Origin of the sequence: Staphylococcus canis, from assembly GCF_016238445.1 — a bacterium.
GTDB classification, from domain to species: Bacteria; Bacillota; Bacilli; order Staphylococcales; family Staphylococcaceae; genus Staphylococcus; species Staphylococcus canis.
Map to the genome: position 1 here is coordinate 24802 of NZ_JABANU010000021.1, position 12806 is coordinate 37607.

Consider the following 12806-nt stretch of genomic DNA (forward strand, 5'->3'; position numbering starts at 1 on the left):
TGTTATGAACGAAAAGCTTTTTTGAGTGCATCATTAACTGAAGAAACTCCAATCACTTCAATATGCTCTGGATACGTCCATCCTCCGATATTCGTTTGAGGGATAATCACCCGTTTAAATCCTAGTTTTGCCGCTTCTTGAACACGTTGCTCAATACGAGACACACGTCTAACCTCACCTGTTAAGCCAACTTCACCAATAAAACAGTCTAATCCATCTACAGGCTGATTTTTGAAACTTGAAGCAGTTGCAATAATAATACCTAAGTCTACAGCAGGCTCAGTCAACTTCACTCCACCAGCAACTTTAATGTATGCATCTTGTTGTTGGAGTAGATAACCTTCTTTTTTCTCAAGTACTGCCATCAACAAACTCAATCGGTTATGATCAATCCCTGTTGCCATACGGCGTGGGTTATTAAATGTTGTAGGTGTAACTAACGCTTGTACTTCAATGAGTAATGGTCGTGTACCTTCCATTGTAGCCACAATCGTTGAGCCGGGAACATTCGTAGAGCGTTCCTCTAAAAACATCTCTGACGGGTTAGGTACACTTTTTAAGCCTGCTTGTTTCATTTCAAAAATACCCATTTCATTAGTTGAGCCAAAACGATTTTTAACCGCACGCAATATACGGTATGCATGATGTTCATCGCCTTCAAAGTATAATACTGTATCCACCATATGTTCAAGCAGTCTTGGCCCTGCAATTTGTCCTTCTTTCGTTACATGACCCACAATAAAAGTTGCGATATTCATTTGTTTAGCAATTTGCATAAGACTTTGAGTACTTTCTCTCACTTGAGAAACCGATCCTGGAGCTGAGCTGATTTCTGGATGATAGATTGTTTGAATAGAGTCCACAACAATCAACTTGGGTTGGATTTTTTCTACCGCATCGTGAATCACTTCTAAATCTGTCTCAGCAAATACATTTAACTGACTTGCATCTTCATCTAAACGGTCCGCACGTAACTTTGTTTGATTCAACGACTCTTCACCTGTAATGTACAATACTTTTTCGTGTTGTGATAGCGCTGCACACATTTGAAGCAACAGCGTAGATTTACCAATTCCTGGGTCACCACCAATGAGAACTAATGAGCCTTCTACAATACCGCCACCAAGTACGCGATTAAATTCTTGATTATTCGTTAAAATTCTAGGTGATTGCTCGTGTTGGACATCACTTAGCTTCTGCACTTTTGTGACATTTGTTTTTTGTGCTCTAACCCCGTGTTTAGGGGGCGCAGATTTTTGCATTAATGATTCTTCTAATGTATTCCATGAACCACAATTAGGACATTTCCCCATCCACTTTGGAGATTGGTACCCACAAGCTGTACATTCATAGATCACTTTTTTCTTTGCCACTCAGACACCTCCGACTCTAGCGATAACATATCTATTTTATACTGGTCTTCCACTTATGACAAATGTTCGATTATCAATATATTACATTGTTATTGTACATAAAAATAAAAACTAGGAGCAACGCCTTAAGCGCGCTCCTAGTCTCCGAAATCATCTAAATTGATTATTCTTCTGATGATGTTTCTACTTCTTCACGGTCTGACACATTATATTGGAATGATTCTCCATCATAATCAACAGTCACGTTTTTACCTTCTAATTCCTTACCTTCTAAAATTAATTCACTTAAATTATCTTCAACTGTTTTTTGAATAGCACGAATTAATGGACGTGCACCGTATTGTGGATCGTAACCTTCTTCAGCAATTTTATCTTTAGCTGATTCAGTCACTTCAACATGAATGTTTTGTTCTGATAAACGTTTTGTTAATTGACCCACCATTTTCGTAACAATTTCTTTAAGTTCATCTTTGCTTAATTTATGGAAGACAATAATATCGTCAACACGGTTTAAGAATTCTGGTCGGAATGCATTTTTCAATTCTTTCATCATTGTATTACGGATTGTTTCATAGTCATTACCTTGTGCTGCACCACCAAATCCTGCGAAGCGTTGGTCTTGTAATTCTTGTGCACCAACGTTTGAAGTCATGATGATTACAGTATTACGGAAGTCTACACGACGACCTTTCGTATCTGTTAAATGACCATCATCTAATACTTGTAATAAAATGTTAAACACATCAGGGTGTGCTTTTTCAATTTCATCAAATAAGATAACAGAGTATGGTTTACGACGTACTTTTTCAGTAAGTTGTCCACCATCATCATGTCCAACGTATCCTGGAGGCGCTCCGACTAAACGACTCACTGCATGTTTCTCCATGTACTCACTCATATCAACACGAATCATCGCATCTTCTTCACCAAACATAGATTCAGCAAGTGCACGTGCAAGTTCAGTTTTACCTACACCTGTTGGTCCTAGGAAGATAAAGCTACCAATCGGACGTTTTGGATCTTTAAGGCCAGCACGTGCGCGACGTACTGCTTTTGAAATTGATGTTACTGCATCTTTTTGACCAATAACACGTTTGTGTAGCGTTTCTTCTAGGTTGAGTAAACGATCTGATTCCGTTTCGTTCAATCTTGTTAATGGAATACCAGTCCATCCAGCAATCACTTCTGCAATATCATCTGCATTTAATGTTGAATGGCTACCGCCTTGGTTATTTTTCCATTCATTTTTAGCTTCTTCGTATTGTTGTTCAAGTTTAGATTGCTTATCTCGTAAGTTTGCAGCATTTTCGAATTCTTGTGCATGAACCGCTGCATCTTTTTCATTTTTAACTTTTTCGATTTGTTGTTCAATTTCTTTTAGATTTGTTGGTGTTGTATGACTCTTCAAGCGCACTTTTGAACTTGCTTCGTCAATCAAGTCAATCGCTTTGTCTGGTAAGAAACGATCTTGAACATAACGATTACTTAATTTAGCAGCCGCTTCAACCGCTTCATCTGAAATATTAATACGGTGATGTGCTTCATAGCGATCGCGTAATCCTTTTAAAATTTGAATTGTATCTTCAACTGATGGTTCATCCACTTGTACCGGTTGGAAACGACGTTCTAATGCTGCGTCTTTTTCAATATTTTTACGGTATTCATCTAAAGTTGTTGCACCAATACATTGTAATTCACCACGTGCAAGCGCTGGTTTTAAAATATTTGATGCATCAATTGCACCTTCTGCACCACCAGCACCGATTAATGTGTGTAACTCGTCAATGAATAAGATAACGTTACCAGCTTGATGAATTTCTTCCATCACTTTTTTCAAGCGTTCTTCAAATTCACCACGATATTTTGTACCTGCAACGACTGTACCCATGTCTAAAGACATTACGCGTTTACCTTTTAATGTCTCTGGTACTTCGTTTTTAACAATCGCTTGTGCTAAACCTTCTGCGATAGCAGTTTTACCCACACCAGGTTCACCAATTAATACTGGATTATTCTTAGTACGACGGCTTAACACTTCGATAACACGTGTGATTTCTTTATTACGTCCTACAACTGGATCTAATGTGCCATCCTTAGCAATTACAGTTAAGTCTCTCGCTAACCCATCTAAAGTTGGTGTGTTATTTGATTTGTTAGCTTGTCCTGATTTACCAACAGATTCAGGGCTACCTAGCGCTTTAACAACTTGTGCTCTTGCTTTTGTAATGTTTAAATCTAAGTTTGCAAATACGCGTGCAGCAACACCTTCATTTTCTCGGATTAAACCAAGTAAAATGTGTTCTGTTCCTACAAAGTTATGTTGCAATTTACGTGCTTCATCTAAAGATAACTCAATTACTTTTTTAGCACGTGGTGTATAACGTAATGCGCCAATTTGATTTTGGCCATGACCAATTAGCTTTTCAACTTCTTCTATCACTTTATCTTCAGTAATATCGAAACTTTCAAGTACTTTAGCAGCAATACCTTCAGGTTCTTTCATAAGACCTAATAATAAGTGCTCTGTTCCGATATTCGAGTGATTTAAGCGAATTGCTTCTTCTTGTGCGTGTGCTAACACACGTTGTGCACGTTCTGTAAGTCTACCAAATAACATATATTTACCTCCTACTTATATATAGCTTCTTAAAATTTCAGCTCTTTTTTCTTCAATTGATTGTGTTTCTGTTTCATCTATTAAAAATGGAGATTGTATTACTATCATTAATTCATTAAACCTAAAATGATCTATATCTAAAATACCTAAATCAATACCTAATTTAATATCGCTTAAACGATACGATGCTTCTTCCACTGATATTAAACGACTATACTTCAGAATACCTAAAGAACGATAAACACGATCAAATGTTTCAGTCTTTTGGTGTTGATGCAATCGTTCACGTAAGCTCAACTCTTCATTAATAATCTGTTGAACAAGTTCATTCATCGCATCAATAATTTCTTGTTCGCTTTTACCGAGTGTCAGTTGATTTGAGACTTGGTACACATGTCCATATACTTGAGACCCTTCACCATAAATACCCCGTATTGTGAATCCAAAACGGTTAATCGTTTGTGCAATACGGTTCATTCGTTTCATAATGGATAAGCCTGGCAAATGCAACATTACACTTGCTCTCATCCCTGTACCTACATTTGTTGGACACGTTGTGAGATAACCAAGCACTTCATCATAACTCACTTGTGTATGTTGATCTAATTGATCATCAATACGTGACGCACGTTCATACAGTGTGTCAAGTGAGTCATCTACACCCATTGTTTGAATTCGAACATGATCCTCTTCATTAACCATCACACTAATCGACTCATCTTCATTGACTAATACTGCCGATGCGGGCTGTTTCGTTAATTCAGGGCTAATTAAATGTTTAGCAACAAGCTTATATTTACTCTGTTGATCCAGTTCATCTAAACGAATAACTTTTAAATCAGGCAACGCATCTTGTACTTCATTAATCACACGGTAGCCTTCTTCTTCATTTGGAAACATGAGCGGATGCACATAATTCTCGAGATTTCGTGCAAGGCGGATTCTAGATGACATAATAACTGGTTGTGTTGTCTCACTTTGCATCCATTGACCCATATGTCGATTCAATTCTTCAGTCATCTTGGGTCAACTCCTTACTTTGTTGTTCAAGGGCTTTAATCTCATCACGGACAACAGCGGCTTGTTCAAATTCTTGTTGTGACACAAGCGTTTCTAAACGTGCTCGTTTTTCTTCGATTTGCTTTTTCAACGCTCGTTTATGTTGAGACGATTTCGGACATTTTCCAGAATGCTCTGTGTGACCGCCTTGTACACGACGTACAATATCATAAACGTCATCTTTAAACGTTTGATAACAATCGTGACATCCAAACTTACCAACATGCGCAATATCTCGCAACGTCATCTGACATGTTGGACATCGTTTTTGTTCACGATACATGACTTGGTCTACATTTAATCCATGTTTTGCCGCAAGATGCTGTAAAATTTGCTTAATTACAAATATACCTTCGACATCTTCGCCTTCTTGCCAATGTTCATCAGATTGAGATACGATAAGAGATTTTGTATTATCCCTAGAAGACAACAAGCCCTCTTCAACTTCTATACGATTTTCAATTCGCCTCGAATTTTTGGCGTGCTCATCGATGTTTTGTGATTCAAGTTTTTGCTTATCGCTATACATAGCACATCACCTTCTAGTAGTAATTAATTATAGGTAACAGGCGCTTGAGAATATTGGCACGAATAATATCTCTCGCTGCTACATCCATTTTTAATGTTTCCCTATCTATTACTGAAGAAATCATTTTTGCTTCTCTTTCTGTGATTAAATCATTTTCATATAAACCATCAATAATATAGTATGCTTGTTGTTGCGAAATCGATGTACCAATCAGTTCCATTAGACGCTTAATGTAATTGGCATGATCTTTTGTTTCTACTTTCGTAATTCGAATATAACCGCCACCACCACGTTTACTTTCAATTTCATAGCCATGTTCATTTGTAAATCGTGTTTTAATTACATAATTCAACTGAGATGGTACACAATCAAAACGCTGGGCAATGTTCGCGCGTTGAATCTCTACAACGTCGTCTTGAGCTTCTTCAAAAAGTTGCTTAATGTACTGTTCTATGATGTCAGACATATTATGCATAGTATCACCCCTTTTGACCATCTTTGACTATATTATATGACCAACTTTGACCTTTTTCAACCAATATGTTTATATTTTTAAATTTTAGTTTGTTCCTTCTAATACTTTTGGTGTATTATAAGTTTAGTGAATATATATATAAAAGGGGTGGCATTTAATGCACATCATAATTGGGATTATAGGTATTGTCATTTTCCTAGGGCTTGCACTCTTGGCAAGTTCTGATAAGAAAAATGTACGCTGGCAATATATTGGGATTTTGTTAGTGATGCAACTCGTTTTCGCATTTTTCTTACTTAAAACGACAATTGGTATCAAAATTGTTGGTGGTATTGCGGCAGGTTTCGGGTACATCTTAAAACAAGCTGCAGTCGGGGTTGATTTTGTATTCGGTGGTTTAGCGAATGAAGGCGCAATGTCTTTCTTCTTATCTGTACTATTACCGATTATATTTATTTCAGCTTTGATTGGGATTTTACAATACATTAAAGTTTTACCGGTTATCATTAATGTACTAGGATTTTTAATTTCTAAAATCAACGGTATGGGTCGTTTAGAATCCTATAACGCCGTTGCTTCTGCAATATTAGGACAGTCTGAAGTATTTATCTCATTAAAAAAACAATTACCGTACATTCCAAAGCATCGTTTGTACACATTAACAGCTTCTGCAATGTCAACGGTTTCAGCATCTATTATTGGTGCATACTTCACACTTGTCGATCCGCAATATGTTGTAACAGCTGTTGTACTTAACTTATTTGGTGGTTTTATCATCGCGTCTATTATCAATCCGTACAAAGTAGATGAAAAAGATGACAAACTGCTAATCTCTGAAGACAAGAAACAACAATCTTTCTTCGAGATGCTTGGTGAGTATATCCTTGATGGTTTCAAAGTCGCTGTTATTGTAGGTGCTATGCTCGTAGGTTATATCGCTTTAATTGCGTTATTAAACGGCCTTGTAGGCGGATTCTTTAGCTTAGTATCTGGTGGCGCTATCAAGTGGGACTTCCAAACATTAATTGGTTTTATCTTTGCACCACTTGCATTCTTAACAGGGATTCCATGGAGCGACGCGGTAGACGCAGGTTCAATTATGGCTACAAAATTACTATCTAACGAATTTGTTGCTATGACAGAACTTGGTAATGTTAAAGGGCTATCTGATCGTGCAATGGGCATTGTATCAGTCTTCTTAGTATCATTTGCAAACTTTAGCTCTATCGGTATCATTTCTGGTGCCATTAAGTCATTAAATGACGAAAAAGGAGACATGGTTGCTCGTTTCGGCCTGAAATTACTTTTCGGTGCAACACTTGTTTCATTTATCTCAGCAACTATCGCAGGATTCTTCATTTAAACTAAATAACTAAAATAGGACAACAACCATATGCGATTGTTGTCCTGTTTTTTATGCTTTTGTATTTGAAACAATTTCATTAATAAAGTAATTAATAATACTCTCATCGTCTGTCAGCTCAGGGTGAAATGATACGCCTAAATATTTTCCTTGACGTACTGCAATGATTTTATCATCAATTTCGCCCAGTACTTCAACGCCTTCATCAACAGATTGAATATGCGGTGCTCTAATAAAGACCCCTTCAACAGGTTGTTCAATGCCTTTTATATTTAAATCTGCTTCGAAACTATCGACTTGTCTACCAAATGAATTGCGTTCAACATCAATATCTAGTTTTTTAAGATATCCCTCTTCACCTACAATGTCTTTTGCAAGCACAATCAATCCTGCGCACGTGCCAAACATCGGTAATTCAGATTGTTGTAACGCTTCTTTAAAGCCATATAAATCCATAAGACGTCGTAGTGTAGTAGATTCTCCACCTGGAATAATCAATCCGTCAATATCTTTAAGTTGTTCTACTTTTTTAATATAAACGCCTTCGTGACCACTTTTTTCGATTTGTCGAATATGTTCACGTACGGCACCTTGTAACGCAAGTACACCAATTTTCATCTTACCAACCACGCTCTTGCATACGTTCTTCTAATGAAAGTTGATTAATATCTAAACCTTTCATTGCTGTACCTAATTCTTTAGCAAGTTTACCAATTAATTCGTAATCTTGGTAATGTGTTGTCGCTTGAACAATCGCTTTTGCGAAAGTTTCTGGATCTTCTGATTTGAAGATACCTGATCCAACAAAGACACCATCTGCACCAAGTTCCATCATTAATGCAGCATCTTGAGGTGTGGCTACACCGCCTGCCGCAAAGTTTACAACAGGTAAGCGTCCTTGTGATTTAATATCTTTTAAAATATCGTATGGTGCACCTAAGTTTTTAGCTTCAGTCATTAACTCATCATCACTCATTACAGTAATGCGATTAACTTCTTGATTCACTTGGCGCATATGACGTACAGCTTCTACAATATTACCTGTACCTGGCTCACCTTTTGTACGAAGCATTGCAGCGCCTTCACCGATACGACGTGCTGCTTCTCCTAAATTACGGCAACCACATACGAATGGAACTGTGTAGTCACTTTTCTTTAAATGGAAAACTTCATCAGCTGGTGTTAATACTTCAGACTCATCGATATAGTCTACACCCATAGCTTCTAAAACTCTAGCTTCTGTAATATGACCAATACGACATTTCGCCATTACTGGAATAGAAACTGCATTCATAACTTCTTCAACAATTCTAGGATTCGCTGCACGTGCAACGCCACCCGCTGCTCGGATATCTGATGGTACACGTTCTAGTGCCATAACCGCAACAGCACCTGCTTCTTCAGCAATTTTAGCTTGTTCAGCATTCACAACGTCCATAATGACGCCGCCTTTTTGCATTTCAGCCATTCCTCTTTTAACACGATCTGAACCAACTTGTTTTGACATGTTTTAATTGCCCCCTTTTATTCTATACAAATGTAGAATATACTATAAACTGAACCTCTAAAAGTGCCAGAAATAAATAATTTATAGAGGTCAGTTAAGAGGGATAAAACAATGGAAATGTTAATGTTTAATATAGATAAATCTAAAGACCAACCGATTTATATACAACTCTACGAAAAAATCAAAGAAAATATTATTAATAACACAATACGTGAAGGTGAAAAATTACCTTCAAAACGTCAACTCAGTCATCATTTATCATTAAGTCAAACAACAATAGAAAATGCTTATGGGCTGTTAATTGATGAGGGGTTTATTATTAGCAAACCTAAGTCAGGGTACTACGTTAGTGATATCGAATCATTACCTGTTGTTGTCTCACACCAAAGTCAAAATCACATCTCTTCAGAAGTCCATCATAAACATGTAGAACTTCCGAAATATACCTTTCAACTTGGTGCGGTAGATAAGGCACATTTTCCATTCGAGCAATTTCGTAAATATGCCAAAGAGGCATTTGAAGACTTACAATACGATCTCATTGAATCCGGTCATATACAAGGAGATTATCATTTACGTGCTCAAATCAGTCAGTACCTTTTCCATAGCCGAGGTGTCCAGTCTACACCCGATCAAGTCATTATCGCCTCCTCAACAGATCAACTATTATCAATCATTACGGATATCTTACCTGAAACCTGCTCATTTATACTTGAAGACCCTATTTATCGACAGGTCCGTCAGGTTTTAAAACGTAAGCACATCAATCATGATTTTTTACCAATCACACACGATGGTATTGATACGCAAAATATTAATCAATGGCGTCATGAAGTTGTTTATATTACACCAAGTCATCAATTCCCCACAGGCGTAACGATGCGACTCAAAAAAAGAATTCAATTATTAAAATGGGCTAGTACTCATCAAGACCGATTTATCATTGAAGATGATTATGATTCAGAGTTTCGATATGAAGGTAAACCTATTCCCGCACTACAAAGTTTAGATCAGACAGGGAGCGTTATTTATATTAGTACCTTTTCAAAATCAATATCACCTACCATTCGTATCGCATACGCGGTGCTACCTGAAAGACTTATGACACGTTACCGACAAAAAACAAATATTGAAGGGGGCACTGTACCGCGTCATACACAATTTATAGTTAGTCGTTTTATGGAAAGTTACCAATTTGAGCGCCATCTTAATCGAATGAGGAAAATATATCGTAAAAAAAGAGATGTTTTATTAAATCATTTGAAACGTTATCCACACATCTTTCAAATTTCAGGAGAGGCTACTGGTATGCATTTTGTTATTCAAATCGTTAATGGTTTAACAGAATCAGAATGTTTAGAGCGATTTCGATATTATGACATCCAAATTCGTCCAATATCTCAATATTTATTTAAGTATACTTACGATAAACCAACATTTGTTTTAGGCTTTGGAGGCATACCTATAGAAGAGTTAGAGGAACATATTAATCAATTAATTCAAAGTTTAAACACCAATTAAAAATGAACAATCATAGAATCAAAATGGAGTCACTTGTATTTAAAAAACTTTCACAAGTGACTCCGTTTTAATTGTTATATTTTATACTCTAATGTGCGAACAAGTTTGGATTACGTTTATTTTGATAATCATATAACTCAATATCTTGAAGTTGCATTAATGAACGTCGAATTTGTGCATAATATGGTAGAAGAGGCAAATCAATGACTACTTGATGATGTTTACCACGATCAAAATGTTTTGCCACATTTTCAAAAGCGAGTAAATATTTACCCATTGTGTCATCATCTAAATAATAACATCTTGAATCGTACAATAATTGGGTCAATTGAAAATTAATTTGTTCCAATAAAAACATTGCAGGATAAAAATATTGTGTCCGCTTTTGGTTAGAACTTAACTCTCCATATGCATGTCGATACATCGCGTACATATTTTCAATACTTAATTTCAAACGTAAACGATCGCGTGTGCGAAAAGCTTGTCGATCATATGCATTTTCCGAAAACACAAAGTGGAAAATTTGAGCCTCAATTCTTGCAACATCCCCCATAATTTCTGGAAGGTTTTTAGAGGCCAATCTTCGTCCAATTAGTAATACTCCGATAATCGCTATTAAAATACCAACTGTCGTATCAAGTAATCTTGGAACTGCAATACCTACTGTTAAATTACCTTGAGCCAAACCGCTTAATAAAATGACTTGTGTTGTAATAGCAATCATTGCTAAGGCATAGTTTGCACCAATTACTATTTCAGTAAGCGCACCACTCAAACACATCACGAGCACGATAATAATAATATTAGGATGAAAACTTAAAATAAGCGTTGCGATACCTACACCAACAAGCGTTCCGATCCAACGTGCACCACCACGCTCAATACTCGCAACCGTTGTGCCACCAATTAATACGGTATGCGCACTTAAAGGGATCCAATAAGCCCGTTCGAAATCAAATAATAACGCAATTAAAATTGCAACACCTACAATCACAGAGTATCTCAATGATGAAATAAAGTTTATAGATAATGGTGTCAAGTGATACAATAGACGTTCACGATAACGCGGAGAGCGAAGATTTATCTTTTTACTCACTTGCTCAATAGGCGCTTCTAAAATTTCTTCTAATTTAAAGATAAGTGCTACAAGCTCTTGATAACGTGAAGGAACATCAACTTGTTTACGCCACTTTGGATGCTCTTGTTTCGGATAAATAATACGTGAAGCCATATAATCCATCATATCTATAATATCTTGAGGTAATGGACGATGACCTTTCGCATTTAGTTCTAACAACTCGGAATAAATCCCTTCTGCAATATGATGCAGTAATGTAAGACGTTGATAATCACTCGATTTTTTTTGAAGTGATGAACCAGTCGTATTTAAAATTTCTGAGGAGTTAGTCAAAACTTTAACTGTAGTTTTCGTTAAATCATTAAATTCTGATTGATTATTAAAATGTTGAACCAATTTCTGAATATGTACAAAATCTTCACGTACCGCATCGTTCTCAGGTTTCTTCCCTTTAATTTTAGACTCAGTATAGACAAGTAATATACCAAGCAAACCACCTAGACCAACGATAAGACCTCTGGATAAAAAAGCTTCAGGATCCTCTGGCATTACACTAGATAAACTAAATGCAATGATAAAAAAAGTAGAAGATGGACCAGGAATATTTAGTGTATTGAAAACATAATATGGTACAACTGCAAATATTAATAAAAAAATACCAAATAATAATGGAGAAGTCATCGTAAGTGTACCGAGCATCATCGCAAGCATTAGCCCAAGCGTCGCAAAAGTGACCGAACGCATACGAGAAGTAAATGTACCATTAAATACATAAATATGTGCAAACGTTCCAATAGTTGCTAAAAGCGCATTAGGAAAATCATGAAAGATTAATCCATATAATAAAGGAATAAACATCAAAATACCTAAGCGCATACCTCTATTTATATTAATTTTAGAAGTATCGACGTAAGTTAAATTTCTAATATAATTCTTCACGATGTATCACCCAATAATTTAAAAATTAGCCTATTTGTAAAAGCATGCCAAATTCATTTTATATCAAATTAAAACAGGTTCAAAGACAAATGATATATTTTTCTCTAAAGTTCTCGAATGGAATGCTGTGTGAAAAACAAAATATATAACTAAAACAAAGTTTTAAAACCACACAAAGCTATAAGCTAGATGTGATATTTGAAAATAATAAAAATAAAGGCTCTATACTTTTAACGGTTGGTGAAATATTCACTAGCCGTTATTTTTTACTTTTTAATATAAAAACGGCACAAATATCTCTATAATTGTAAGTAACCCACAAACAAATTAAGGAGAGATATTTAT

Annotated in this window: 10 protein-coding genes; 2 read left to right on the plus strand and 8 right to left on the minus strand. The window is 36.1% G+C overall.

The genetic code is table 11. The annotated features are described in order from the left end of the window. Positions 1-2: 2 nt before the first annotated feature. The 5 genes from radA to HHH54_RS08480 all read right to left on the minus strand — a co-directional run bounded on the left by radA (position 3) and on the right by HHH54_RS08480 (position 6053). Entirely contained in the window at positions 3-1373 is a 1371-nt protein-coding gene (gene radA / locus HHH54_RS08460) for a DNA repair protein RadA (RefSeq protein WP_198618402.1), read from the minus strand. 163 nt (positions 1374-1536) lie between these two features. Beyond that, positions 1537-3990 carry an ATP-dependent Clp protease ATP-binding subunit gene (locus HHH54_RS08465; RefSeq protein ID WP_198618403.1) on the minus strand — a complete coding sequence of 818 codons (2454 nt, stop codon included), beginning with the start codon at positions 3988-3990 and terminating at the stop codon, positions 1537-1539. Between the two features lie 15 nt (positions 3991-4005). Further along, positions 4006-5010 (minus strand): protein arginine kinase, encoded by a 1005-nt coding sequence (locus HHH54_RS08470; RefSeq protein ID WP_198618404.1) that lies wholly within the window; start codon positions 5008-5010, stop codon positions 4006-4008. Continuing rightward, positions 5003-5578, minus strand: a complete 576-nt coding sequence (locus HHH54_RS08475) for a UvrB/UvrC motif-containing protein (protein ID WP_198618405.1) — start codon at positions 5576-5578, stop codon at positions 5003-5005. Before HHH54_RS08475 ends, HHH54_RS08470 begins: the two co-directional genes overlap by 8 nt. 13 nt (positions 5579-5591) lie before the next feature. Further along, positions 5592-6053 carry a CtsR family transcriptional regulator gene (locus HHH54_RS08480; protein ID WP_198618406.1) on the minus strand — a complete coding sequence of 154 codons (462 nt, stop codon included), beginning with the start codon at positions 6051-6053 and terminating at the stop codon, positions 5592-5594. A 157-nt stretch (positions 6054-6210) separates the two neighbouring features. Between HHH54_RS08480 and HHH54_RS08485 the strand changes: the two genes are divergently transcribed. Further along, on the plus strand, positions 6211-7416 hold the full coding sequence (locus HHH54_RS08485) for a NupC/NupG family nucleoside CNT transporter (RefSeq protein ID WP_198618407.1): 1206 nt from the start codon (positions 6211-6213) through the stop codon (positions 7414-7416). Positions 7417-7467: 51 nt separating this feature from the next. Here the strand turns inward: HHH54_RS08485 and pdxT are convergent, their stop codons facing one another. Then, positions 7468-8034 (minus strand): pyridoxal 5'-phosphate synthase glutaminase subunit PdxT, encoded by a 567-nt coding sequence (gene pdxT, locus HHH54_RS08490; protein ID WP_198618408.1) that lies wholly within the window; start codon positions 8032-8034, stop codon positions 7468-7470. Between the two features lies 1 nt (position 8035). Continuing rightward, positions 8036-8923 carry a pyridoxal 5'-phosphate synthase lyase subunit PdxS gene (gene pdxS, locus HHH54_RS08495; protein ID WP_198618409.1) on the minus strand — a complete coding sequence of 296 codons (888 nt, stop codon included), beginning with the start codon at positions 8921-8923 and terminating at the stop codon, positions 8036-8038. 111 nt (positions 8924-9034) lie between these two features. Here pdxS and pdxR point away from each other — a divergent pair, with 111 nt between their 5' ends. Next, positions 9035-10444, plus strand: coding sequence for a MocR-like pyridoxine biosynthesis transcription factor PdxR (pdxR, locus tag HHH54_RS08500; RefSeq protein WP_198618410.1), 1410 nt, complete (start codon positions 9035-9037; stop codon positions 10442-10444). An 88-nt stretch (positions 10445-10532) separates the two neighbouring features. Here the strand turns inward: pdxR and HHH54_RS08505 are convergent, their stop codons facing one another. Continuing rightward, complete coding sequence (locus HHH54_RS08505; protein ID WP_198618411.1) at positions 10533-12461, minus strand: FUSC family protein; 1929 nt, start codon at positions 12459-12461, stop codon at positions 10533-10535. Positions 12462-12806: the final 345 nt, after the last annotated feature.

Coding starts and splice junctions, on each gene's coding strand:
- HHH54_RS08480 (WP_198618406.1), bottom strand. CDS start 6,053: ATGCATAATATGTCTGACATCATAGAACAGTACATTAAGCAACTTTTT.
- pdxR (WP_198618410.1), top strand. CDS start 9,035: ATGGAAATGTTAATGTTTAATATAGATAAATCTAAAGACCAACCGATT.
- pdxS (WP_198618409.1), bottom strand. CDS start 8,923: ATGTCAAAACAAGTTGGTTCAGATCGTGTTAAAAGAGGAATGGCTGAA.
- HHH54_RS08465 (WP_198618403.1), bottom strand. CDS start 3,990: ATGTTATTTGGTAGACTTACAGAACGTGCACAACGTGTGTTAGCACAC.
- HHH54_RS08475 (WP_198618405.1), bottom strand. CDS start 5,578: ATGTATAGCGATAAGCAAAAACTTGAATCACAAAACATCGATGAGCAC.
- pdxT (WP_198618408.1), bottom strand. CDS start 8,034: ATGAAAATTGGTGTACTTGCGTTACAAGGTGCCGTACGTGAACATATT.
- HHH54_RS08485 (WP_198618407.1), top strand. CDS start 6,211: ATGCACATCATAATTGGGATTATAGGTATTGTCATTTTCCTAGGGCTT.
- HHH54_RS08470 (WP_198618404.1), bottom strand. CDS start 5,010: ATGACTGAAGAATTGAATCGACATATGGGTCAATGGATGCAAAGTGAG.